Consider the following 23,095-nt stretch of genomic DNA (forward strand, 5'->3'; position numbering starts at 1 on the left):
ATCGCCTTCTGGCGGGGGACGGTCGATGGAATGGAAAAGGGCCTAAAACGGTCTGCTTGGACGTTATAGCGACTTGAGAGGGAATTGGGCCCCCTTTCGGGCGCTGTCAAGGCACTATCTATAGCAGAACCATTGCGTGGCTACCCCCTCCGGGCTTATATAGCGCGAATTCCCTGTCATCGCTGATGACCACCGGTTTCGCCTCCAAAAGGGGTGGGCGAAGCACAAAGGAGATTTGCCATGAGCAACGCACCTCTGATGCCCAAGGCGACCGCCGTCTGGCTGCTCGACAACACCGCGCTGACCTTCGACCAGGTCGCCGATTTCACCAAGATGCACCCCCTCGAGGTGCGCGCGATCGCCGACGGCGACGCGGCGCAGGGCATCAAGGGCAGCGACCCGATCTCCAACGGCCAGCTCACCCGCGAGGAGATCGAGAAGGGCGAGAAGAACCAAGACTACCGGCTCCGTCTCCAGGAGAGCAAGGTCGTGCTGCCGCCGCAGCCCAAGCGCAAGGGCCCGCGCTACACCCCGGTGTCGCGCCGTCACGAGCGCCCCAGCGCGATCCTCTGGCTGCTGCGCAGCCATCCGGAGCTCAAGGACGCCCAGGTCATGCGCCTGGTCGGCACCACCAAGAGCACCATCGCAAGCGTCCGCGACCGCACCCACTGGAACACGTCGCAGCTGACCCCGATCGATCCTGTGACCCTCGGCCTCTGCTCGCAGATCGAGCTCGATTTCGAAGTGGCGCGCGCGGCCAAGGAAAAGCCGATCGACGCAGCCTATGGCGGCGCGACGCTGCTGCCGGCTTCGGAGACCACCAAAAAGGACGAGTACGAGACGTCGGAGAAGTCGAGCGACGACCTCAACGTCGACGCCGTGTTCGCCAAGCTCAAGACCCTCGGCGGCAAGAAGCACGAGGAAGAGGAGGAGTAATCCTCGCTCCCTTTCGTCATCGAAACACAAAACGCGGCGGGAAAATCCGCCGCGTTTTTGTTTTGGGCTGCTCCCACACCTTCCACTGTCGTCCCGGCGAAGGCCGGGAATCATAATCACAGGGAGGAGTTTTGGCGACGATCCGCAGTTCGGTACAGCTACTGCCCACAATCGATAGATCACGCGGTATGGGTCCCGGCCTTCGCCGGGACGACAGAGTGATCTACGGCCGGTCCGGATGGTTCAGCATGTATTCGCCGAGATCGCGCTGACGGCGATCGGCGCGGGAAATCGCCGCATTGCGCTGGACGTCGCGGTCCTTGCGGCAGGCCACGTATTCGGGCGAACCGGACGCATAGCCGCGGCTCTGGCACACCGCGTCATCGTCGTCACCGCCCATGGCGACCGGCGTCTGGTAACGCGCGGAGCAGGCGGAGAGGGCCATGGCGAGCAGGACAGCTGCAAGCAGGCGCGGCGCGGTGGCGAGTGGCATACGTGGTCCTTTGCTGACCAAGCCTGTTTAGCGCGGAATGAGGAGATTGTAAGTCCCTGACGCTATCCCTCACGCGCCGTCATTTCCCGCGAAAGCGGGTGATGACGGCGGTGATCTCCTCACACCCTCCCCTTCAACGCCTCCCCGATCTCGTCCAGCACCTTGGGATCCTCGATCGTGGCCGGCATGGTCCAGGCCTCGCCGTCGGCGATCTTCTTGATCGTGCCGCGCAGGATCTTGCCCGAGCGCGTCTTGGGCAGACGACCCACGGTGATGGCGAGCTTGAACGCGGCGACCGGGCCAAGCCGGTCGCGCACCAGCGCGACGATCTCCTTCTCGATCTCGGCCGGCGCACGTTTCACGCCGGCTTTCAGCACCAGGAAGCCGCAGGGCACCTCGCCCTTGATCGAATCCTTGATGCCGAGCACGGCGCATTCGGCGACATCAGCGTGCGACGCCAGAATCTCCTCCATGCCGCCGGTGGAGAGGCGGTGGCCCGCGACATTGATGATGTCGTCGGTGCGGCCCATGACGAAGATATAGCCGTCCTCGTCCTTGTAGCCGGCGTCCGAGGTTTTGTAGTAGCCGGGGAATTCGCTCAGATACGCTTCCTTGAAGCGCGCATCCTGATTCCACAGCGTCGGCAAACAGCCCGGCGGCATCGGCAGTTTGATCACGATCGAGCCCATGGTGTTCGCAGGCAACGGCTTCGATGCCTCATCCACCACGTCCACCTGATAACCCGGCATCGGCACCGTCGGCGAACCATGCTTCACCGGCAGCATCCCGAGACCCACCGGATTGCCGGCGATGCACCAGCCGGTCTCGGTCTGCCACCAATGGTCGATCACGGGCACTTTCAGCTGCTGCTCGGCCCATTCCACCGTCGGCGGATCGGCGCGTTCGCCGGCAAGGAATAGCGTGCGGAAGTTCGACAGATCGTATTGCCGGATGAACTTGCCGTCCGGATCCTCTTTCCGGATGGCGCGGAACGCGGTCGGCGCGGTGAAGAAGGCGACCGCCTTGTGCTCGGAGATCACGCGCCAGAACGCGCCGGCGTCGGGCGTGCCGATCGGCTTGCCCTCATACATGATCGAGGTCGCCCCATGCAGCAGCGGGCCATAGATGATGTAGCTGTGGCCGACCACCCAGCCGATATCGGAGCCGCACCACCAGACCTCTCCCGGCTTGACGCCATAGAGGTTGAACATCGACCATTTCACCGCGACCAGATGCCCGCCATTGTCGCGCACCACGCCTTTGGGAATGCCGGTCGTGCCCGACGTGTAGAGAATGTAGAGCGGGTCGGTCGCCGCGACCGGCACGCAAGCCGCCTTCTTGCCGTCATTCATCGCCTTGCGGCGCAGGCTCGCCCAATCATAGTCGCGCTTCGGCGCGAGATCGCAGATCAGTTGCGGACGCTGAAGCACGATGCAGGCCTTGGGCTTCGCCGTCGCGAGCTTGATCGCCTCGTCGAGCAGCGGCTTGTACTGCACGATCCGGCCGGGCTCGACGCCGCAGCTCGCCGAGAGAATGAGCTTCGGCTGCGCATCGTCGATGCGGGTGGCGAGCTCCTTCGCAGCAAAGCCGCCGAACACCACGGAATGCACCGCGCCGATCCGGGCGCAGGCCAGCATCGCGACCACGGCCTCCGGCACCATCGGCATATAGAGGATGACACGATCGCCCTTGGCGACGCCGAAATCCTGCATGATCGCAGCGAGCGCCTGCACTTCGTGCAGCAGTTCGCCATAGGTGAATTTGGTGACGCTGCCCGTCAGCGGCGAATCATGGATCAGCGCGACCTGATCGGCACGGCCGCGATCGACATGGCGATCGAGCGCGTTGTAGCAGGTGTTGACGACGCCGCCGGCGAACCAGCGGCCGTAGACGCCCTGGGTGGCATCGAAGATTGTCTTCGGTGGCTCGATCCAGTCGATCTCCTTCGCCGCCTCGGCCCAAAAACCTTCGGGATCGGCCAGCGAGCGCGCATGGACCTCGTGATATCGACTCTTTCCCTGGACGTTCATTCCCGGCGCTCCCGTTCCCTTTGTTCGCCTGGCCTCGACCTGACCGGCAGGACGAGCCTCCCGCCATGACTGGGATCAAGGACCGGCGTCATTTGAGGGGTATTTTCCCGGGAACGGGCCGCGGTTCAAGCTGAAAAGGATGAGCCTTTTGGAGGAGGCGCAGCGGTTGCGCGGATGGTGTGCTCCTCGCTCGGCTTGCTGGAAGAGGCGAAGAGCCCCTAGCCCGCCATTGCATTCAACCGCTGCAACCGGTCCTGCATGACCTTCTTCAGATCGTAGCCGGGACGGCGGAAGCTGGCGTCGCGGATGGCGAGGAACTCGTGCTGGGATTTGCGCAGATCAGCGGCCGAGCGCCGGCTCATCGATTTCAGCACCCGCTCATAGGTCTCGGCGAGTTGGCGGTCGAGCGCGCCCAACTGCGGATCGGCGCAGATTACCTTCTCGACCTCGCGCTTGGCATCGGCGCAATCGAATGACGGGCCGTTGCCTGAATTCGCGGCCAGCGGCTGCGGCGGCGCGGCGCCGAATTTCGCGATCTCCGCCATCATGGTGCGGCGGCCATCCGCGGCATTCGTGTTACCGGGGTCGAGCCGCAGCGCCGTCTCGTAATCGGCCAGCGCCTTCTTGCGGTCGCCCATCTTGGAATAGAGCACGGCGCGGTTGTTGTAGGTCTTCGCGAAGTTGGGATCGAGTTTCAGCGCGGCCTCGTAGTCGCTGAGCGCTGCGCCGAACTCGCCCTTGAACTGGTAGGAATCGCCACGGTTGGTGAAGAAGTTCGGCCGCGGGGCCAGACGCAGCGCCTGGTCATAGTCGGCGATCGCCTTGTCGTAGTCTTTCATCGCGGCATAGGAGAGCCCGCGATTATCATAATACTCCGGCACTTTCGGATCGAGCCGGATCGCCTCGCTGTCGTCGGCAACCGACTTGTCGAGCTGGCCGAGCTTCTTGTAGGCGGCGCCGCGATTGGTGTAGCTGCGCGCCCGGTTCGGATCGAGCAGCAAGGCCTGGCTGAGATCGGCAACCGCCTTGTCGTTGTCGCCGTTGAGGTAATAGGTCGCGCCGCGATCGGACCAGGCCTGCGCGTAGTCCGGCTTCAGCTTGATGGCCTGATCGTAATCGGCGATCGCCCGATCGAGCCGGCGCTGGTTGGTGTAGGCGACGCCGCGCAGCTCATAGGCCTCGGCGTCCTGCGGATCGAGCTCGATCGCCTTGCTGAGATCTGATGTGGCGCGGTTGAGATCGCCGCCGGCCTCGCGCAAAAGGTCTCCGCGCAGGCGCCAGGCGCGCGAATTCTTGCCATCGAGCGCGATGGCGCGGTCGATATCCCGCAGCGCCTGCGTGAGACCACCGGAGGTCCTCGCATTGGCGTCGGCCCGAACCAGTAGCGCTGCAACGCGGTCGGAATTCGGATTTGAGGCCTGGTCAATGATGGCGCTGCACGCCGAAATGACGTCCACCGGAGCAGCTTTGCTGCCCGTCGCGCAGTCGGCCGCCGATGCCGGCGCGGCGAAGGCAAGGCTGATCGCCGCGCCGAGGAGAAAGGTGCGTAGCGGGCTATTTGCGAGCGAGGACATTTGCGCGGAAGAACGCGTGCCGCACATGGCGAAAACTCCGTGACATCAGGTTTTCCAATTGTCGCGGCGGGCATGGGATGGGTTCAAATTGGGGCGTTTCTCACCGTCATGGCCGGGCTTGTCCCGGCATGACCACCTCCTATGGGGTCAACTTAATACCCGTCCACCCCATTCAGTCGCTGCAGCCTGTCCTGCATCGCCTTCTTCAGATCATATCCTGGCCGGCCGAAGCCGGCGTTGCGGCGGGCGATGAAGTCATCCTGCTCGTGCTGGAGCTTCTTCGCCTCGCCCGCGTTGCGCGCCTCGCGGATCACGCGCGCATTGGCGGCATATACCTCCCTGTCGAGATCCGCGAGCTCGCGATTTCCGCAGATCGCCTTCTCGACGGGGCGGCGCACGCCCGAGCAAGGGAAGCTCGGCTTGCCGGCGACCGCCATCTGCGCGCCGATCCGCTCGATCTCGCGCGCCATCGCCTTGTGATTGGCTTTTTTCGTGGTTCGGATCGATCCGGAGCGCCGCGCCGAAATCCAGCACCGCCTTGGGCTTGTCACCCTTCTTCAGCCAGAGCTCGCCACGCGCATTAAAGACGTCGGCCAGCGCCGGATCGAGCAGCAATGCGCGGCTGTCATCCGCGATGGCGCGGTCGATCTGGTCGTGCAGCGCCAGCAGCGCGCCGCGCGCAACCAGCGCCTTGATCAGATCGGGCTTTGCGGTCTTCTCGTTGTCGATGACGGCGGCGCAGGCCGGGCCTGCCTTGTCCATGTCGTCGGTGGCCGTCGCGGCGAGGCATGCCGCGATGTCGACTTGCACGACGGCGGCCGGCTCGCCCCCGGTTGCGGCATGAGCCGCGTCGGACGAGAGCATAATGAGCACAACGGCCCCTGACATCTGAATGAATTTCTGAAAACGCATGCTCGCTGCAGTCGGAAGGTCTTGCTTTCTGGCTGCACTATCCACCATACGGCCGGATTGGTGCTAGCCTGTGGCGCCGCTCACATCGGTTTCGGGGACCCACTTGTCGACATTCGAATGGATCATCGTGCTTCTGCTCGGCGCCGTTGCATTATCGGCGCTGGCACGGCGGATCAAGGTCCCCTACCCGACCTTTCTCGCCATTGGCGGCGCGCTGATCGCCTTCGTGCCGAACAGCCCGTCCTGGACGCTCGAACCCGATCTGGCGTTGGCCCTTTTTGTCGCACCGGTCCTGCTCGATGCCGCCTTCGACACCTCGCTGCGCGATCTGCGCAAGAACTGGGTTCCGGTCTCGACCCTGGTCGTGGCCGCGGTCGGTCTGACCACGGTCGGCGTGGCCTATGTCGCGCATCGACTCTTCCCGGACATGCCCTGGGCCGCCGCAGTGGCGCTGGGCGCCATCGTCGCGCCGCCGGATGCTGCGGCTGCGGTCGCGATCCTGAGCCAGGTGAAGCTGCCCTACCGCATGGTCAAGGTGCTGGAGGGCGAGAGCCTGCTCAACGACGCCAGTGCGCTCCTGATCTATCGCATCGCGGTCGGCGCGGTCGTCATGGAGCACCTCAAATGGAGCGAGGTCGCGCCGACGATTGCGCTGGGGCTGGTCGGCAGCGTGATCGCCGGTCTTGTCGCGGGCCGCATCATTCCGCTGTTCATGGAACGCGTGAAGGAAGCGCCGAGCGCGATCATCGTGCAGTTCGCCACCACTTTCATGGTGTGGATCGCCGCCGAGCATCTCGGCCTCTCCGGCATCCTCACCATCGTCGTCTACGCCATGACGATCGCGCGCTCGGCAGGGCTGCGCATGCCGGCGCGGCTGCGGGTGCCCTCTTATGCGGTGTGGGAAACGACGGTGTTCGTGCTCAACGTGCTCGCCTTCATGCTGATCGGCATGCAGATGCGGCCGATCTGGACGAAGCTCGACGCTGACGTCCGCTGGGAATATTGCGTGGCTGCGGCCTGGATCCTGGCGACGGTCATTCTGGTCCGGCTGCTCTGGATCACATTCTATCGCACCACGCTGCGCTTCCTGATCGCGCGGGGCATCTATCATCCCAAGGATCCCAAGCAGGTCGCCTCGCCCAAGGGCGGCCTCATCATCTCCTGGTGCGGCATGCGCGGCCTGGTCACGCTCGCAACCGCCTTTGCGCTGCCCGAAAACTTTCCCTATCGCGACTTCATCGTCTTCATCGCCTTCGCGGTGGTGCTGGGCTCGCTGGTGATCCAGGGCCTGACACTGCGGCCGCTGATCCTGGCCTTCGGCCTCAAGGACGACGATCCCGTCGGTATCGAGGTCGCGCGCGCCCGCGCGATCGCCTATCGCGCCGCGCTCGACGCGATCGAGGACGATCCGTCGGAGGAAGCCGAAATCCTCAGGCTCGAGTACCGCGCCATCCTGATGCAGGCCGACGACGATCCGCACGGCGGCATCGCCAACGGCGAACTCCCCGCCGATCCCCTGCGCCGTCGCGCCATTGAGGCCGCGCGCAAAACGATCTTCGATCTGCGTGCCACCGAAGTGATCGGCGATGATGCGTTTCACCGGATCGAGGAAGAGCTGGATCGGGCGGAATTGAGCGCGGGGGGATAGCGGAGCGTGGGGCGGAGCTTAGGCCCCCGCCTTGCTCGTGATCCCGCCGTCGACCACCAGCTCGATCCCCGTCACATATTTCGACTCGTCCGACGCCAGGAACAGCGCAGCGTTGGCGACGTCGAAGGCGTCGCCCATGTGGCCCATCGGCACCTGCGCATCGCGCGCACGCCACATCGCCTCGACATCGCCCTTGGCGTAGCTGTTGGCGAGGCCGGCGGAATGCTCGACCATCGGCGTCTTCATCAGGCCGGGCAGGATCGCGTTCACCCGCACATGATGCCGCGCGAACTCGATCGCGGTGGTGCGCGTCATCTGGTTCATTGCCGCCTTGCTGGCGTTGTAGCTGACATAGGAGATCCCGACATGGCGAATCGAGGCGATCGAGGAGATGTTGATGATCGAGCCGCCGCCCTGCTTCACCATCACGGGGATGACGTGCTTCATGGTGAGAAAGGCACTCTTGAGATTGACGGTGAAGACGCGGTCCCAGCTCTCCTCGCCGGCGTCGACCACGCTGCCCATCTCGGCGATACCGACATTGTTGTCGAGCACGTCGATGCGGCCATAAGCCTTGAGGCACGCAGCGACCATCGCCTCGATTTCGCTCGCGCGCGAGACGTCAGCCGTGAACGCGGTCGCCTTGCCGCCTTCGCCGGTGATGATCCCGGCGGTCTCCTCGGCGGCAGCGCCGTTGCGGTCGACACAAAACACCTGCGCGCCCTCGCGCGCAAAGGTCACCGCGGTCGCCTTGCCGTTGCCCCAGCCGGGCCCGATCGAGCCGGCGCCCACCACCATCGCAATCCTGCCCTTGAGCCGGTCCATCGCGCGTCTCCTTTATTTCTGCTGTTCGTCGCAGATGCTCATCTTCGTCACGTTAGCACCGATGGGATGGCCGACAATGTCCGAAAGCGTCCGGCACGTGCCGTCATGGCATAGCCGCCATTCGCCGGCCGCGCCGGAATTGCCGAGGATCACTTCCTGCATCGGCGCGCGTTTCGGTTGCCATTGAAACCAGCCATCGACCAGCCGCGCCTCGGGCGGCGGCTCCATGCCGGGACCGGTGCCCTTGACGCGGGCCTGCACCAGCTCGAGGCCGGCCGGCGTCACGCGCCAGTCTTCCTGCCAGTCGACCTTCGCAATCGAATGCGTCCACACCAGCGTGAACGCGGAGAGCGCCAGCGCCTTCACGCCGCCGGCTGTCGCGAAGCAGAGGCTCACGCGGCCTCGATGACTGCAGGCGGACGCTGCCGCCATTGCCACAGCACGATCGCTGCGGAGAGAATGAAGCCCGCAGTGTCGCTGAACGGAAAGTCGCCGAGCAGGCACATCGCGGCGCCGAGCGCGACGACGCGTTCAAGCAGCGACAGCCGCGTAAACAGGAAACCGATCGCGACCATCCCGAACAGCGCGATCGCCACCAGCGCCTTGAAGGTCGCCAGCGCCACCGCGCCATAGAAGCCGAGCGTGGCCACCATGGGATCGCCCGCCTGCAGCATCAGCGCCGGCGAATAGACGAAGATGAAGGGGATGACGTAGCCGGCAAGCGCGATGCGCATCGCCTCCCAGCCGATCTTGTCCGGATTCTCCTTGGCGATCGGTGCGGCAGCAAGCGCAGCCAGCGCAACCGGCGGCGAGAGGTCGGCCATGATGCCGTAGTAGAACGCGAACATGTGGCTCGCGATCAGGGGCACGCCGAGCTTCGCCAGCGCGGGCGCTGCGAGCGCGGCGGTGATGATGTAGGTCGGGATCGTCGGAATGCCGGTGCCGAGCAGGATCGACAGCAGCATGGTCATGATCAGCGCCAGGAACAGGCTCTTCTCGCCGAGCCCGATCACCCAGCTTCCGAAGATGGTGCCGACACCGGTCTGCGACATCATGCCGATGATGACGCCGACGATGGCGCAGGCCATGCCGACGGTGATCGCGGATTTAGCGCTCTCGGCGAGAGCATCGCGGCATTCACGCAGGGCCTTGAGACCGCCGCGGATGAAGGCCGTGATCACGATCAGTCCGACGACGACACTGGCGACCGGCACGATCTGGAGGCCGTCGCGCGACAGCGCGGCCACGACCAGCGCAAGCCCGACCCAGAAAATGGTACGGATCACCATGGAGGACGCGCCGGCCGTGATGCTGGCGCCGAGAATCAGCGTCACCGTCAGCGCAAGCCCCATGCTGCCGGCATAGAGCGGGGTAAAGCCCTCGAACAGCATGTAGACCAAAGCTGCAAGCGGCAGCACGAGGTACCAGCGCGTCACCAGCGCCTTCCAGGCGCTCGGGATCTCCGAGCGCTTCATGCCGACGAGCCCGTGCTTGCCGGCTTCTAGATGCACCATCCAGAACGCGGAGGCGAAATAGAGCACCGCAGGGATCGCGGCCGCCTTCACGATCTCCGAGTACTGGACGCCGAGCGTCTCCGCCATGATGAAGGCGACCGCGCCCATCACCGGCGGCATGATCTGCCCGCCCATCGAAGCCGTCGCCTCGACGCCGGCGGCAAACGCGCGGCGGTAGCCGAACCTGATCATCAAGGGAATCGTGAACTGGCCCACGGTGACGACGTTGGCCACGCCGGAACCGGAGATCGTGCCCATCATGCCCGATGCAAACACCGCGACCTTGGCCGGACCGCCGCGGGTGCGGCCGAACAGGCCGAGCGAGACGTCGGTAAAGAGCTGGATCATGCCGGCGCGCTCCAGGAACGAGCCGAACAGGATGAACAGGAAGATATAGGTCGCCGAGACGTAGATCGGCACGCCGTAAAAGCCTTCGGTGCCGTAGGACAGATGCGTGATGATCTGGTCGAAATCATAGCCGCGATGATTCAGCGGCGACGGCAGATACTGTCCGAAGAACCAGTAGACCAGACACGCACCGCACATCAGCGGCAGCGCCGCGCCCATCAGCCGCCGAGTGCCCTCGAAGATCAGCACTGCGAGCAGCGTGCCGACGACGAGGTCGAGCCTGGTCGGATCGCCGTCACGCGCGATCAAATCGGCGTAGAATATCCATTGATAGAGGCCGCAGAAGAATCCGGCGCCGCCGATCAGCCAGCCGAGCGCGCGGCCGGCGTTGCTCTTCGCGGTGAAATTGGCGATCAGGCCGAAGGTCAGCAGGACCAGGAAGCCGACATGGACACCGCGCACCACCTGGCTCGGCAGATAGTTGAACGCCGCGACATAGAGCTGGAAGGTCGCAAAGGCGATACCGATCCAGTAGGAGAGCGTGCCCCACCAGCCCGGGCCAAAGCCTTCCGGAAAACCGTGCTCGAAATTGTCGAATTCAACCTTGATGGGCGCCGCGTCGGTACCCTCTGCCTTTTCCAGCATTTTTCGAATCGCCCCAGTCCAGCATGACGTCTAACGACTTTGGCACGGTGTCCCCCGCGCCGTCATGCCCGGGCTTGTCCCGGGCATCAATGAAACTTCGCAGTATGGCTTCAGAACGTGGATGGCCGGGACAAGCCCGGCCATGACGCGTCCTGTTGAGAGAACTGACCCTACTTGATCAGGCCCTTTTCCTTGTAATAGCGGATCGCGCCGGGATGCAGCGGGATCGGGCTGCCGGTGGCCGCCGTCTCGAGCTTGATCTCCTTGCCCGCCGCATGCGCGTTGGCGAGCTCCGGCAGCGATTCGTAGACCAGCTTTGTCATCTGATAGGCGAGATCGTCCGACACCGCCGAAGAGGTGACGAGGTAGTTGACCACGGCCGCGGTCGGCACGTCCTTGTCCTGGCCGGTATAGGTGTTGGCCGGGATGGTCGCCGAGATGAAGGGCGGGCCGATCTTGTCGACGGCCTCCTTCGGGACCGCCACCACCGTGATCGGGGCCGAGGTCGAGAGATCCTTCAGCGAGGCCACGCCGAGGCCGGCCGATTGCAGGGTCGCTGCGAGCTGGCGGTTCTTCATCAGATCGACCGATTCGGCGAACGGCAGATATTCGACCTTGCCGAGATCCTTGTAGGTCATGCCGGCGGCGGCCAGGATCGCGCGCGAGTTCAGTTCGGTGCCCGACTTCGGCGCGCCGACCGAGAGGCTCTTGCCCTTGAGGTCGGCCAGCGTCTTGATGCCGCTCTCGGCGGTCGCGACGATCTGGATGTAGTTCGGATAGATCGCGCCGATCGTCCGGAGCTTGTCGAGCTTGGTCTTGAAGCCCGCTTCCTCGTCGCCTTCCCAGGCGGCTTTCAGCGAGTCGCCCAGCGTGAACGCCAGCTCACCGCGGCCCTGCTGGAGCAGAATGAGATTTTCGACCGACGCCTTGGTGGCCTGCACCTGCGTCTTCACGTTCGGAATCTTGTCGCCGTAGATCTTTCCGATCGCGACGCCCAGCGGATAGTAGACGCCGGAGGTGCCCCCGGTCAGCACGTTGATGAAGGATTGCGCTTGCGCGCAAGGTGCCGACGCCGCCAGAGCAAGAGCCGCGGCCGCGCCGAAAATCGTCCGTTTCATGGTTGTTATTCTCCCCAAACCGGCGGCGAAATTGGCCGGATGAGGCGAGCGGGTCAACCCATCCAAAAGGCAAAACAGGGCTGCGGAAGCATTTGTTTTAGCTGGGTTTTGATGGAACCCGGCGGGTGCGGCGACGTGGCGCAGCCGATCGCCGGCCTGCGCCTTGCCGACGTCGAGGCCCTCACTGGAAGGTCATGTCCAGGCACTTGGAGATGTCGGAGCCGAGGCCGGAGGAAATGGTGATGCAGCCGCGGATCTTCTGCGCCGTCATATCAGCCGCCCAGACCGAATAGCCGCCGGGGCCGAAGAAGGAGTTGGTGTTCGGCGGCTCGGTTTCGGTCGCGTCGAAATCATACTTGCCGTCGGTCTCGAAGATGCGCGGCTTCTTGGTGCAGCCGCCGTCGGTCTGGACGTTGATGACCTCTTTGTTGTCGCGGGTCAGCGCCAGCGAGACCTGGCAGCGGAAATATTCCGAGGTCTTGGTGTTGAAGAGATAGGTGTAGGACTTGCAGGTCGCGGTGTTGAGCTTGCCCGGGGCAAGGCCGCGGCTGCACGAAATGCGCTGGTTGTGGCTGAGCTGGAAGTCATCGGCCCGGGCGGCCGGCGCCAGTGCCGTCAGCGACATCAAAGCGATTCCGCAAAGTTTAATGACATGGCGCATTCGAATCATCCCCACCAATATCTTTGTCGTGTTGCGTTCTAGACTGAAAGCGGAACATAGTCGCGAGGGGACGAAGGGAAAATCACAAACTGCTGGGCAAGACGTGATGCGCTGCGGCGTCATCGCGAATTGACCCGGAGACACCGTTCGTGATTTGTTCAAACGGGCACCCCGCTGGTGGTGAGGATGGATGATGGCATTTTCAATCAAGACATTTGCGATCGCGGCCGCGCTGGGCGCGCTGGTCGCTCCCGCATGCGCACAAAAAGCGGCAACGCCGTGGGAGCTCAAGCCGGACACGGGCTATGCCTATGACAAGGAAGGCAAGACCTTCTCTTACAAGATGGGCACCAGCAATGCCGGTGAGCTGCTGAAGGGCGCCAAGAAGGTGCCCAAGGGCACATTGTTCTTCATCGGCCAGAACGGCCAGCTCTACATGCGCAGCGGGCAATATCTGGAAGGCGACGGCCGGTTCAAGTTCGGGCCGGATCAGTAGGGGCGCGCCGGCTGCACAAACTCGGTGTCGTCCCGGCCTCGCCGGGATGACGGTTTCAAAACGCCGCCGCCAGCTCCCGTGCGCCGGCATTGTTGCTGTTCGAATCCATCCGCGCGTCCGTGACCGCGAGCAGCTTCGCCACCGTGTTGTGGCGGATCGCCACCGGGTTGCGCTCGTAGCCGCCACGCTGGAAGAAATTCGAGGTCGGCACCTGCTCGCGCATCGCCTGCGGCATCGTCACCATGTCGAGGCCTGTGCCGTCGCCGGTGAGGTTCATCATCTCGAGCTCGGCGGCCGTGAGCGGACGGGTGTAGCCCTTGGCGCGGGCGAACAGCACCGAGGTCAGCAGTTTATGAGTCTGCAGCATCGGCCCGATGTCGACGTCGAGCACCATCGCATGCATGGCCCAGCCCTGCGCCGTGTCGCCGATCTTCTCATGCTCCGACCAGGAGTCCGGCACCGACTTCGCGTGCGCCACCATTTTCTTCAGAACAGCAAGCTTGTGCTCGAGCGACTGGCGCGCCGGCCCTGAGCTGCGCGCCACCTTGTCGGACAGCGCACGGATCAACTCATGGCCCTGCTCGGCCAGCAGCTCGACGCTGTTGGTGGTGAGCAGCTGGTTGTAACCCATCGCTGTCGAGATCGCGCGCTTGCCGCCATGCTCGATGCCCGCCTGCACGTCGAAATTGCCGGTACCGCCGGTCTCGAACGAATAGACGCGCACGGCTTGTTCGCGCGTGAGCCCGGAGGCCAGCGCGTAGCGTGCATAGGCGCGCTTGAACTCGACCTCGGAGGTCGGTCGCTGCGGCGTGAATTGATACAGGTCCTGCGCGGCGCGGAGCAGATCGGAGGCGACCGGAAGCGGCTTGCGGGGCGGACGGGTCGGCGTTTCCTCCGGCTCCGGATTCACCGGCCGCTTCGGCCCGGTATAAACCGGCGGCTGGTCCAGCACGTAATCGTCGAGCGTGATCTGCTGTCCGCTGCGCCGTTTGGCGTTACGCCCTTTGCGCTTCTCCGTGACCTGGCTCCAATAGGCGCCGGCCTCGGCATCGAAGGCGCCGCGGATCTGCTGATACTCGGCCAGCTTGCGACGATATTCGAGCACGGCGGGCGATGCGCCTCCGCCTTGCGCAAAAAACTGCGACAGCAGCTGGGCGTTGGCATTGCGGACGGCTGATGGCAGCGCATCGGCCTCGCCGCCACGCGCAGCGGGGACGAGCAGGACGAGCGCGAGTGGAACCAGCGCCAGATGTATTCGAATCGAATGATGCATGCTGCCCTCTTAGCAGGCATCCGGTAACCGTCACGTTAACGTGCCGTTTACCATCGCTATTTCCAGGCGAACACCGGCTGTTCCAGATCGGTGACGCGGGTGTGGCGGCCCGCCAGCACCTCGCGGAACTGGTAGATCAGCGCCGCGGTCGGCGCGTGAATAAGGCTCATCTGGTGATGGAAGCGGATCACGCGCCGGGTGCTTTCGGGAATCGCGGTGAAGTCGAAGGCGTCGTCGCGCTCGATCGTGTCGAGCGCGATGCGATGCACGGAGGCGACTTCGTCCGGGTTCGGCTTGATCGCGGCACTGTTCGCAGCCCAGACCACGACCGGCGTGATCAGATAGCCCGAGCGGGTCGGATAGTCGTCGAGCAAGCCGAGCACGGCGTCGGCGGGAAGCCCGAGCGCGAGCTCCTCGTCGAGTTCGCGCAGCGCCGCCTCGACCGGCGTCTCGCCGGCATCGCAGCGTCCGCCGGGCAGTGCCCACTGGCCGCGATGGGAGCGCAAGCTCGATGCGCGTCTGGTCAGCAGAAACGCCGTGTCGTCGCCGTCGTTCGCTTCGGTCAGCGCCAGCACCACCGCGGCGCGCTTCAGCGTCGACGGCTCGGCCGCATCCGGCAGCCGCGCAAAGGAGGCGCAGGCGTCCGCGATATTCCGTCTGGTGGCATCGCCGAAGGCTCTCATGATGCTTGACTACACCAGGACCGCGCTCGATGAAACGAGGAGAGATCAAGCGTTGCAAGGATGAACGGAGCGATGACCAGCAAGACCGCCGCAAAGCTCAAATCAGACGGCTGGACCATCATGGAGACCACAGGCTTCATGCACCTGGTCGGGCCGTTGTGGGAGCGCAAGGTCGATGGCCAGTACGAGTTCGCGCTCGCGACCGAAGACAAGCACCACAACCGCCGCGGCATGGTCCAGGGCGGCGTGATGATGACCTTCGCGGACCGCACCTGCGGCATGACCGCCCGCTACGTCTCGGGCAAGGAGTATATGGCGACGGTGCAGCTCGACACCCATTTCGTCGAGGCCGGCCAGATCGGCGACATCCTGATCTCCCGCCCCCACGTGGTGCGCTCGACCCGCAGCCTGATCTTCATGAGCACCGAGGTGACCGTCGACGGTCGCTGCGTGGTGATGGCCAATGGTGTGTTCAAGATTTTGAAGGGGCCGGCGTAGGGCACGTTCGGCGAGACTGCCACCGCTGCACATCGCACACTCCGCTGTCGTCCCGGCGCAGGCCGGGACCCATAACCCCAGGCAGTAGTTGTAGCGCGAAACAGGCAACTCCGAGTCTTCGCCAAACCTCTCCCTGTGGTTATGGGTCCCGGATCTGCGCTTCGCTTGTCCGGGGCGACGAGAGAAAGCAGCATTGCTGGATTGCTTCGCTGCGCTCGCAATGACGGAACCGGGCGGCTATGGTGAGCCACAACAGAAGCCTCGAGGAAACCGTCCATGCAATACCGCCAACTCGGCCGCAGCGGCCTGAAAGTCTCGCCGATCTGTTTGGGCTCCATGATGTTCGGCGGGCCGACGGACGAGGCGGCATCAAAGCGGATCATCTCGAAGGCGCATGAGGCCGGCATCAACTTCATCGACACCGCGGACGCCTATTCGAAAGGAGCGTCCGAGGAGGTCGTCGGCCGTGCCATCGGCAACGTCAGGCACGCCTGGGTGCTCGCCACCAAGCTCGCGAACCCCATGGGCAGTGATCCCAATCGCGTCGGGCTGTCGCGGCGCTGGGTGTTGCAGGCGGCCGACGAGAGCCTGAAGCGGCTCGGCACAGACCACATCGACATCTATTATCTGCACAAGGAAGACCATGCGACGCCGCTGGAGGAGACGGTGCGCGCGATGGGCGATCTGATCCGATCAGGCAAGATCCGCTATTTCGGCGTCTCCAACTATCGCGCCTGGCGCGTCGCCGAAATCTGCAACATCTGCGACCGGCTCGGCATCGACCGTCCCGTGGTGAGCCAGCCCTACTACAACGCGATGAACCGGATGCCCGAGGTCGAGCATTTTCCGGCCTGCTCCTATTACGGCCTCGGCATCGTCCCCTATAGCCCGCTGGCGCGCGGCGTGCTCACCGGCAAGTACAAGCCTGATGCTGCTCCCGACAAGGAGACACGCGCGGGCCGCAACGACACACGCATGATGCAGACGGAATGGCGGCCGGAATCGCTTCAGCTTGCACAGGAGATCAAGGTTCACGCCGAGAAGAATGGCATCACCGCCGGCCAGTTCGCGGTCGCCTGGGTGCTCAACTCCGCCTTCGTCTCGTCGATCGTCGCGGGCCCGCGCACCGAGGAGCAGTGGGACGGCTATATCCGCGCGCTCGACTACCGCTTCACCGCGGAGGACGAGGCGTTGATCGACCGGCTGGTCGTGCCTGGCCATCCGTCGACGCCGGGCTACAATGACCCCGCCTATCCGATCGAGGGACGTCGCGCGCGGACGGCGTGAGAGCGGGAGACGGCAATGGCGTTTGAAGACCGCTACGGACTGCCGCTCTCCACCAGCTCCGATCAGGCTGCGTCCGCCTATCGCGAAGGCGTCGATCTCATGCTTGCCGGCTGGACCGGCACGGCGGAAATGCTGGAGCGCGCGATCGCCGCCGATCCGGATTTCGCGCTGGCCCACATCGCGCGCGCCCGGGTGCACGCGTTCTACCAGCAGGGCGAACTTGCGCGGCAGAAGGCGGCACTGGCGCGCGAGGTTGTGGCCACGCGCGGCACCGAGCGCGAGCGATCGCATGTCGAGACGCTGGCGCTTGCGATCGAGGGACGCGGGCCCGACGCGATCGCAGCCATGTTCAGGCATATTGAAAGCTGGCCGCGCGACGCCGTCGTGCTGTCGCTGCCGCTCGGCGCGTTCGGCCTGTTCGCGTTCTCCGGCATGGCCGACCACGACCGCGCGCGGCATGAGCTGTGCGAGCGCGTCGCGCGTCACTACGGCGAGGACTGGTGGTTTCTCACCATGTCTGGCTGGGCGATGACCGAGAATGGCGACGTCGCGCGCGGCCGCACTGTTACCGAGCGCGGTTTTGATCTGCGCCGGGCCAATGCTCATGCAGCGCACGCCGTGCTGCATGCAATGTTCGAGGATGGCTCGATCGACGCGGCAGACCGCCTCGTCGACGAATGGATCCCGACCTATGACCGTGCCGGAATCCTGCACGGCCATATCCTCTGGCACCAGGCACTCGGTGCGCTCGAGCATGGCGATGCGGCGCGTGCGCTCCAGATCTATGCCGACGTGCTCCAACCCGCCGCCACGCAGGCGCCACCGCTCAATGTCGTCACCGACAGCGCCTCGCTGCTCTGGCGTCTGTCGGCTTATGGCCACGCCGTGCCGAAGCCGCTCTGGGTCGAGGCCGACGCCACCGCGCAAAAGCTGTTCCCGAAGTCGGGCCTGCCCTTCGCCGACGTCCACATGGCGCTGTTCGCGGCCGCGACGCGGAACAACGATGCGCTCGCCGCGCGCCTTGCCGTGATCGAGCAGCGCCTTGCCGACGGCAAGCTGCCGGCCGGCCCCGTGGTGCCGGCGATCTGTCGCGCGCTGGCGGCCTTCGCGGATGAGAATTACGCCGCTTGCGTGCGCGAGCTTGCGCCTGTCCTCCACGAGGTCGTTCGCATCGGCGGCAGCCACGCCCAGCGCGAACTGGTCGAGGACGCGTACCTCGTCGCTCTCATGCGCAGCGGCGAGCTGCCGCGCGCCCGCAAGCTCCTCGACGCCCGCCTGCACCGCCGCCCGTCCTTGCGCGATACGCGCTGGCAGACGGCGATGGCCTGAGGCAGGATGGAGCAAACACGACCGGAGGACGCCCATGACCGAGATCGTCGCGCTGGAGGCACTGGCCGCGCGCGTTACGCCAGGACAGTCGCTGGCAATCCCCGTCGATGGTTCGGGCGTGGCGATGGCGGCGACCGCGACCCTGCTCGAAGCGGGCATACGTGGCCTCAAGCTGATCTGCGTCCCGATCTCCGGCATGCAGGCCGATCTCCTGATCGGCGCAGGCGCGATTGCTTCGCTGGAGACCAGCGCAGTGTCGCTCGGGGAAGCCGGCGCCGCGCCGCGCTTCACTGCCGCCGTCAAGAGCGGCGCCTTCACCATGCGCGATTCCACCTGCCCGGCGATCTATGCCGGTCTGCTCGCCGCGCAAAAGGGCGTGCCGTTCATGCCGATTGCCGGCATCATCGGCAGCGACCTCCTCAACGTGCGGCCTGACTGGCAGGTGATCGACAGTCCGGTCGGCGAAGCGCGCAAGGTGGTCGTGGTGCCCGCGATCGCGCCTGATGTCGCGCTGTTTCACGCGCCCGAGGCCGACCGCGCCGGCAATGTCCGCATCGGCCGGCATCGCGAGCTCGCCGACCTCGCTTATGCAGCGAAGTGCACGCTGGTCACCGTGGAGCGCATCGTCGACCGCAATCTGCTCGGAAACGAGGATTCCGCCGCCGGCGTGCTGCCCTCGCTCTATGTCGACAGCATCGCGGTCGCCGCACGCGGCGCCTGGCCGTTGGCGCTGTGGGACGAATATCCCGCCGACGAGGCCGAGATCGCGCGCTACGCGACGATGGCGCGCAGCGAGGACGGCTTTCGCGCCTATCTCTCGGCCTTCCTGACCCATCGCAAGCAGGTGGCCTGATGTCGACTGAGCGCGAGCGCCGCGAGATCCTGATCGCCACCATCGCCGATCTGCTGGACGGCATCCGTCACGTCGCAGTCGGCGCGTCGTCACCGATTCCCGCGGCCGGCGCCATGCTGCTGCGCGCCCGCAACGAACGCGACGGCAAGCCGCCGGTGCGCATCTCGATCCTGGGATCGCAGGCGAATAATTTCTTCACCAATGGCGGCATCGAGCTGTTCGACTGCGCCGCGCAAGGCAGGGTCGACGCCTTCTTCCTCGGCGGCGGCCAGATCGACGGCCAGGGTAACATCAATCTGGTCGGCACCGGCGAGTATCCGACGACCAGCGTACGCTGGCCCGGCTCGTTCGGCTCGGCCTATCTCTATCATCTCATCCCGCGCGTGATCCTGTTTCGCGAGGAGCATTCGCCGCGCGTGTTCGTGCCCAAGGTCGATTTCGTCAGCGCGCGCGCGATCACGCCGGAGGTGCCGCGCCGCGGCGGGCCGCATGCGCTTCTGACCAACATGGCTCTGTTCGACTTCGACCGCGAGGCGGGCGGCTTCGCGCTGCGCTCGGTGCATCCGCCCTTCACCCCGGCCGACATCAGGGAGAATACCGGCTTCACCTATCGGGAGCCGGATGTCGTGCGCGAAACGCAGCGGCCCGATCCAGCAACGCTGGCGCTGCTGCGCGGGCAGGTTTTCGACGCGCTGGCCGAGACTTATCCGGCCTTTGCGCGGACCATGAAGCAGGCGGCGTGACGCCGTCTGCCTCGAAAAAAACATCGGCCTGGCGGCAAGTGCCTGCTAGGACGGTTAGGGCGATCGGGGGCGAGTCGCCGATGGGTGGCGCGGTGGTATTCAAGACGAGGTTGGCCGGGCAAACGGGGTCGCAACCAATTTGCGATTCGACGGTTATAGGGCGGAACTTTCGCCCGTCCGTGGCCCTCTGGCACATGAGCCTGACGATGCGTCTCCGCCAACTGATCCTGGCCGCCCCCCTCGTTGCTCTCGTAAGCCCTTGTTTTGCCGACTCTTCCACCGCGATCCCGGTGAACAGCGCACCAGCCCGGCAGAATTCTCTTGTCGACATGCTCGCGTTGATCTCGGGCCACTGCAAGACGCTGAAGGTCGCCGGTCGCCCCTTTGCCTGCAAGACCGTGGCCTTTGCCCATGACGCCAAGGGCCGGGTCAATTTCGCGGTCGCCGTCGACGACCCCAGCGACGAGAACCACGTCGTCTCGTTCTCAGGTGAGAACGGCAAGCGCGCTGACGACAATTCCTACGAGTTGCCGATCGACCGCATGCTGCTCAACTCCAAGAACCGACCCAGGGTCGACGGCCTTCCGGTACCGGCGGAGCAGACCTCGATTGGCGTCTGCCGCCAGACTGGCAACTTCGCCGCTAGGAAGGTGAACGACGTCACCTGCTCGGCGACCGACAACGAGGGCCGGACCTACGAACTGCTGTTCGTCTCTGACGGCAAGCCGGTCAGCGTGCGCCGCATCAGGCAGTCGTCGCCCTCGATCCAGGATCCGTTCAAGTAACGGTCCTTCGCATCGCCGTTCGTTCATCGGGCGAGGCGCACATCCTTCCGTTGAATCTCCGTCTTAGGTGGGTATGCTCCCTCGTGTGTCCTCATGAGGAGGCGCGATTGCAACCCGAGGCGGGGCCGAGCGTCCAGCAATGCGTATCATCACCGGGCTCGCGCGCGTCCTGATCGTCCTGCTGTTCGCTTGCCTGTCGCGTGAATGCATTGCAGCCGACGGTGCCCGGCAACGCTCCATCCTGGTTCTCGAAGAAGCCGATTTTCGCTCACCATTTTATTCGGAGATCTTCGCCGGAATCCGCGCCGCTGCGAAGCAGAACGGCCATCCCCACACCGTGATCTACGGCGAGAGCCTCGATCTCGCACGCTTCCCTGGGCCGGATTACGAAGAGAGTCTCGTCGGTCACCTCAAGACCAAATATGCGCAGCGGCCGATCGACGTCATCGTTTCGATCGGCGTCGCATCGGCGAAATTCCTTCAGAAGCGCAAGCAGGACATCTGGCCCGCCGCACCCGTCGTGTACGGCTTCGTGCCCGATCTGCCCGAGGTGAGCGCGTTGTTCCTCCCCAACACGACCGCAGTTTTCTCAAGAGTGAGGCCGCTCCATCTGCTGACCGCAGCCCGCGCGATCGTTCCCAACCTAACCCGCGTCGTTCTTGTCGGTGACGCCTGGAAGAATCCGCTGGTCTATGGACACTGGAAGCAGGATTTTGCTGCGGCAATGCCGGATATCGAGGTCACCGATCTTTCGGACACCGTGTTGCGTGAGGTCCGCAAGCAGGTCGCGACGCTTCCCGACCGCTCCGCTATCCTGACTTCGGCGATATATTCCGACGGCGAAGGCACCTATTATTCTCCGGCCGCGGCACTCGCACGTATTGCCGAGAGCGCGAACCGTCCGGTCATCATCACATCGGATACATTTCTTGGAAAGTCGGGCGTGGGCGGCTTCCTGCTGCTGCCCGACATCATCGGGCGGGAAGCCGGCGATGTCGCGATGCGGATTCTCAATGGCGAAGCGCCGTCGAGCATTGCGTCTTTCAACGGCGATAACGTCAAGCCGATCTTCGACTGGCGGGAACTCAAGCGCTGGAATGTCGACGAAGCCAGTCTGCCACCCGGCAGCGAGGTGCGTTTCCGAGAACTGACTTTCTGGGAGCAGCACTACTGGCATGTGACCATCGTCGTGGGCGTGATGCTGACACAGGCACTGATGATCACCTTTCTGCTGCGCGAGCGCCGGCTGCGCTTCCTGGCCGAGGTCGAAGCACGTCAACGCATGTCGGAGCTCGCCCACATGAACCGCCGCGCTACCGCAGGCGAGATGTCGGCCTCGATCGCACACGAGCTGAACCAGCCGCTTGCCGCGATCCTGCTCAACGCCGAGACGGCCGCGCAGATGTTGCAGGGTCCCGCACCCGATCTCGTCGAAGTCGGAGACATGCTGGAGCACATCCGCCGCGACGATCATCGGGCAAGCGAGGTCCTCGGCCGGCTGCGCATGTTCCTGAAGCGGGATCCGACCGAGCGGCGCGACATCGACCTCAATGCGACCGTCGATGAGGTGTTTCGCTTCCTCTCCGTGCAGGCGCTGACCCACGATGTCGGGCTCGCGACGGAGCCGTCGTCCGCCGGCATCCGTGTCAAGGCCGACAGAGTGCAGCTCCAGCAGGTCATCCTGAATCTGGTCGTGAACGGCATGGATGCCGTGGCGCATCTTCCGGCGGATCGGCGCCGCGTCGTTGGTCGGACCAGCCTCACCGAGGGCAATCTGGCCCTGGTCTCCATCACCGATTCAGGCGACGGCATTCTTGCGGAGAAGGTGACCGAGATCTTCAAGCCGTTCTTCACGACCAAGGCGCAAGGCATGGGCATTGGTCTCTCGATCGCGCGCACCATCATCGAGGCGCATGGCGGCCGCATCTGGGCCGAGAATGCGCCATCGGGTGGCGCCGTATTTCACATCAGCCTGCCGCTGGTCGCGCCGGGATAAGCGCGAGCGCGGTCTCACGAATTCATCGTTTCCTCCCGGAGGGTCCCATGACGTGCGATCGCCTGTTTCTGCTGCGCCCCGGTTTCGAAGATCCGGCCTATCTCGGCCAGCGCTTCTTTTGCTCGCATTGCGCGCTGATCGAGGGTGTGCTGGCCTCGTTTCCGGCGCTGGCCGAAAAGCTCGACATCGCGCGCATCGCCTGGCCGAAGCCGAGGCAGGCCGTGATCGAACTTGTCGGCGAGGAGAACCAATGGCTGCCGCTGCTTGTGCTGGCCGACGGCGCGACCTCACCGCACCAGACCGGCAGCCATCAGGGGCGCGGCTTCATCGCTGACAAGGACGCCATCCTCGCCGCGTTGTCGGAGCGGCATGGATTTCCGGTTCCGCATCCGTAAGGCGACCGTCCCGAAACGAGGGAAGATCGGCATTGCGCGCTTTCCCTTCCGTC

21 protein-coding genes and 1 pseudogene are annotated in these 23,095 nt (G+C 64.7%); 11 read left to right on the forward strand and 11 right to left on the reverse strand.

Annotated features, from left to right (window positions below; genetic code table 11):
• Window positions 1–240 precede the first annotated feature (240 nt).
• Window positions 241–936, forward strand: a complete 696-nt coding sequence (locus tag JQ631_RS25815; protein ID WP_212330858.1) for a DUF1013 domain-containing protein — start codon at window positions 241–243, stop codon at window positions 934–936.
• A gap of 223 nt (window positions 937–1,159) precedes the next feature.
• On the opposite strand, the gene JQ631_RS25820 is transcribed toward JQ631_RS25815, so the two are convergent.
• The 4 genes and pseudogenes from JQ631_RS25820 to JQ631_RS25835 all read right to left on the reverse strand — a co-directional run bounded on the left by JQ631_RS25820 (window position 1,160) and on the right by JQ631_RS25835 (window position 5,945).
• Entirely contained in the window at window positions 1,160–1,429 is a 270-nt protein-coding gene (locus JQ631_RS25820; RefSeq protein ID WP_212330861.1) for a hypothetical protein, read from the reverse strand.
• A gap of 119 nt (window positions 1,430–1,548) precedes the next feature.
• Window positions 1,549–3,459 carry a propionyl-CoA synthetase gene (locus JQ631_RS25825; RefSeq protein WP_212330864.1) on the reverse strand — a complete coding sequence of 637 codons (1,911 nt, stop codon included), beginning with the start codon at window positions 3,457–3,459 and terminating at the stop codon, window positions 1,549–1,551.
• Between the two features lie 218 nt (window positions 3,460–3,677).
• Complete coding sequence (locus tag JQ631_RS25830; protein WP_212330867.1) at window positions 3,678–5,060, reverse strand: tetratricopeptide repeat protein; 1,383 nt, start codon at window positions 5,058–5,060, stop codon at window positions 3,678–3,680.
• Between the two features lie 125 nt (window positions 5,061–5,185).
• A pseudogene (locus JQ631_RS25835) lies at window positions 5,186–5,945 on the reverse strand (hypothetical protein).
• 70 nt (window positions 5,946–6,015) lie between these two features.
• On the opposite strand from JQ631_RS25835, the gene JQ631_RS25840 reads away from it, so the two are divergent.
• A complete protein-coding gene (locus JQ631_RS25840; protein ID WP_212330871.1) occupies window positions 6,016–7,593 on the forward strand; it encodes a cation:proton antiporter in 1,578 nt (525 codons plus the stop codon).
• A gap of 18 nt (window positions 7,594–7,611) precedes the next feature.
• On the opposite strand, the gene JQ631_RS25845 is transcribed toward JQ631_RS25840, so the two are convergent.
• From JQ631_RS25845 to JQ631_RS25865, 5 genes are all read right to left on the reverse strand, one after another.
• A complete protein-coding gene (locus JQ631_RS25845; protein ID WP_212330874.1) occupies window positions 7,612–8,418 on the reverse strand; it encodes an SDR family NAD(P)-dependent oxidoreductase in 807 nt (268 codons plus the stop codon).
• A gap of 12 nt (window positions 8,419–8,430) precedes the next feature.
• Window positions 8,431–8,850: a DUF1850 domain-containing protein gene (locus JQ631_RS25850; protein WP_212330877.1), complete on the reverse strand. Its 420-nt coding sequence runs from the start codon at window positions 8,848–8,850 to the stop codon at window positions 8,431–8,433.
• On the reverse strand, window positions 8,811–10,925 hold the full coding sequence (locus tag JQ631_RS25855) for a TRAP transporter permease (protein WP_212330880.1): 2,115 nt from the start codon (window positions 10,923–10,925) through the stop codon (window positions 8,811–8,813). The genes JQ631_RS25850 and JQ631_RS25855 overlap by 40 nt, the downstream gene beginning before the upstream one ends.
• 170 nt (window positions 10,926–11,095) lie before the next feature.
• A complete protein-coding gene (locus JQ631_RS25860) occupies window positions 11,096–12,043 on the reverse strand; it encodes a TAXI family TRAP transporter solute-binding subunit (protein WP_212330883.1) in 948 nt (315 codons plus the stop codon).
• Window positions 12,044–12,224: 181 nt separating this feature from the next.
• On the reverse strand, window positions 12,225–12,704 hold the full coding sequence (locus JQ631_RS25865; RefSeq protein ID WP_212330886.1) for a hypothetical protein: 480 nt from the start codon (window positions 12,702–12,704) through the stop codon (window positions 12,225–12,227).
• A gap of 193 nt (window positions 12,705–12,897) precedes the next feature.
• On the opposite strand from JQ631_RS25865, the gene JQ631_RS25870 reads away from it, so the two are divergent.
• Entirely contained in the window at window positions 12,898–13,200 is a 303-nt protein-coding gene (locus JQ631_RS25870; protein ID WP_212331606.1) for a hypothetical protein, read from the forward strand.
• Window positions 13,201–13,255: 55 nt separating this feature from the next.
• On the opposite strand, the gene JQ631_RS25875 is transcribed toward JQ631_RS25870, so the two are convergent.
• Both JQ631_RS25875 and JQ631_RS25880 read right to left on the reverse strand, forming a co-directional pair.
• Entirely contained in the window at window positions 13,256–14,473 is a 1,218-nt protein-coding gene (locus tag JQ631_RS25875) for a hypothetical protein (RefSeq protein ID WP_212330889.1), read from the reverse strand.
• A 56-nt stretch (window positions 14,474–14,529) separates the two neighbouring features.
• The gene (locus tag JQ631_RS25880; RefSeq protein WP_212330892.1) at window positions 14,530–15,156 is read right to left on the reverse strand and encodes an NUDIX hydrolase; all 627 of its coding nucleotides are present in this window, start codon (window positions 15,154–15,156) and stop codon (window positions 14,530–14,532) included.
• A 72-nt stretch (window positions 15,157–15,228) separates the two neighbouring features.
• On the opposite strand from JQ631_RS25880, the gene JQ631_RS25885 reads away from it, so the two are divergent.
• From JQ631_RS25885 to JQ631_RS25920, 8 genes are all read left to right on the forward strand, one after another.
• On the forward strand, window positions 15,229–15,654 hold the full coding sequence (locus tag JQ631_RS25885; RefSeq protein WP_212330895.1) for a PaaI family thioesterase: 426 nt from the start codon (window positions 15,229–15,231) through the stop codon (window positions 15,652–15,654).
• A gap of 276 nt (window positions 15,655–15,930) precedes the next feature.
• Window positions 15,931–16,941 carry an aldo/keto reductase gene (locus tag JQ631_RS25890; protein ID WP_212330898.1) on the forward strand — a complete coding sequence of 337 codons (1,011 nt, stop codon included), beginning with the start codon at window positions 15,931–15,933 and terminating at the stop codon, window positions 16,939–16,941.
• Between the two features lie 15 nt (window positions 16,942–16,956).
• Entirely contained in the window at window positions 16,957–18,270 is a 1,314-nt protein-coding gene (locus JQ631_RS25895) for a tetratricopeptide repeat protein (protein WP_212330901.1), read from the forward strand.
• A 34-nt stretch (window positions 18,271–18,304) separates the two neighbouring features.
• The gene (locus JQ631_RS25900; protein WP_212330904.1) at window positions 18,305–19,123 is read left to right on the forward strand and encodes a CoA transferase subunit A; all 819 of its coding nucleotides are present in this window, start codon (window positions 18,305–18,307) and stop codon (window positions 19,121–19,123) included.
• Complete coding sequence (locus JQ631_RS25905; protein WP_212330907.1) at window positions 19,123–19,866, forward strand: CoA transferase; 744 nt, start codon at window positions 19,123–19,125, stop codon at window positions 19,864–19,866. The genes JQ631_RS25900 and JQ631_RS25905 overlap by 1 nt, the downstream gene beginning before the upstream one ends.
• Before the next feature lie 206 nt (window positions 19,867–20,072).
• On the forward strand, window positions 20,073–20,651 hold the full coding sequence (locus JQ631_RS25910; protein ID WP_212330910.1) for a hypothetical protein: 579 nt from the start codon (window positions 20,073–20,075) through the stop codon (window positions 20,649–20,651).
• Between the two features lie 139 nt (window positions 20,652–20,790).
• The gene (locus tag JQ631_RS25915) at window positions 20,791–22,647 is read left to right on the forward strand and encodes a sensor histidine kinase (protein WP_212330912.1); all 1,857 of its coding nucleotides are present in this window, start codon (window positions 20,791–20,793) and stop codon (window positions 22,645–22,647) included.
• Window positions 22,648–22,694: 47 nt separating this feature from the next.
• On the forward strand, window positions 22,695–23,042 hold the full coding sequence (locus JQ631_RS25920) for a DUF3088 domain-containing protein (RefSeq protein ID WP_212330915.1): 348 nt from the start codon (window positions 22,695–22,697) through the stop codon (window positions 23,040–23,042).
• Window positions 23,043–23,095: the final 53 nt, after the last annotated feature.

The sequence above is a fragment of the Bradyrhizobium manausense genome (assembly GCF_018131105.1).
GTDB lineage: Bacteria > Pseudomonadota > Alphaproteobacteria > Rhizobiales > Xanthobacteraceae > Bradyrhizobium > Bradyrhizobium manausense_B.

Coding starts and splice junctions, on each gene's coding strand:
- JQ631_RS25815 (WP_212330858.1), top strand. CDS start 241: ATGAGCAACGCACCTCTGATGCCCAAGGCGACCGCCGTCTGGCTGCTC.
- JQ631_RS25820 (WP_212330861.1), bottom strand. CDS start 1,429: ATGCCACTCGCCACCGCGCCGCGCCTGCTTGCAGCTGTCCTGCTCGCC.
- JQ631_RS25825 (WP_212330864.1), bottom strand. CDS start 3,459: ATGAACGTCCAGGGAAAGAGTCGATATCACGAGGTCCATGCGCGCTCG.
- JQ631_RS25830 (WP_212330867.1), bottom strand. CDS start 5,060: ATGTGCGGCACGCGTTCTTCCGCGCAAATGTCCTCGCTCGCAAATAGC.
- JQ631_RS25845 (WP_212330874.1), bottom strand. CDS start 8,418: ATGGACCGGCTCAAGGGCAGGATTGCGATGGTGGTGGGCGCCGGCTCG.
- JQ631_RS25850 (WP_212330877.1), bottom strand. CDS start 8,850: ATGGCGGCAGCGTCCGCCTGCAGTCATCGAGGCCGCGTGAGCCTCTGC.
- JQ631_RS25855 (WP_212330880.1), bottom strand. CDS start 10,925: ATGCTGGAAAAGGCAGAGGGTACCGACGCGGCGCCCATCAAGGTTGAA.
- JQ631_RS25860 (WP_212330883.1), bottom strand. CDS start 12,043: ATGAAACGGACGATTTTCGGCGCGGCCGCGGCTCTTGCTCTGGCGGCG.
- JQ631_RS25865 (WP_212330886.1), bottom strand. CDS start 12,704: ATGCGCCATGTCATTAAACTTTGCGGAATCGCTTTGATGTCGCTGACG.
- JQ631_RS25870 (WP_212331606.1), top strand. CDS start 12,898: ATGGCATTTTCAATCAAGACATTTGCGATCGCGGCCGCGCTGGGCGCG.
- JQ631_RS25875 (WP_212330889.1), bottom strand. CDS start 14,473: ATGCATCATTCGATTCGAATACATCTGGCGCTGGTTCCACTCGCGCTC.
- JQ631_RS25880 (WP_212330892.1), bottom strand. CDS start 15,156: ATGAGAGCCTTCGGCGATGCCACCAGACGGAATATCGCGGACGCCTGC.
- JQ631_RS25885 (WP_212330895.1), top strand. CDS start 15,229: ATGACCAGCAAGACCGCCGCAAAGCTCAAATCAGACGGCTGGACCATC.
- JQ631_RS25890 (WP_212330898.1), top strand. CDS start 15,931: ATGCAATACCGCCAACTCGGCCGCAGCGGCCTGAAAGTCTCGCCGATC.
- JQ631_RS25895 (WP_212330901.1), top strand. CDS start 16,957: ATGGCGTTTGAAGACCGCTACGGACTGCCGCTCTCCACCAGCTCCGAT.
- JQ631_RS25900 (WP_212330904.1), top strand. CDS start 18,305: ATGACCGAGATCGTCGCGCTGGAGGCACTGGCCGCGCGCGTTACGCCA.
- JQ631_RS25905 (WP_212330907.1), top strand. CDS start 19,123: ATGTCGACTGAGCGCGAGCGCCGCGAGATCCTGATCGCCACCATCGCC.
- JQ631_RS25910 (WP_212330910.1), top strand. CDS start 20,073: ATGCGTCTCCGCCAACTGATCCTGGCCGCCCCCCTCGTTGCTCTCGTA.
- JQ631_RS25915 (WP_212330912.1), top strand. CDS start 20,791: ATGCGTATCATCACCGGGCTCGCGCGCGTCCTGATCGTCCTGCTGTTC.
- JQ631_RS25920 (WP_212330915.1), top strand. CDS start 22,695: ATGACGTGCGATCGCCTGTTTCTGCTGCGCCCCGGTTTCGAAGATCCG.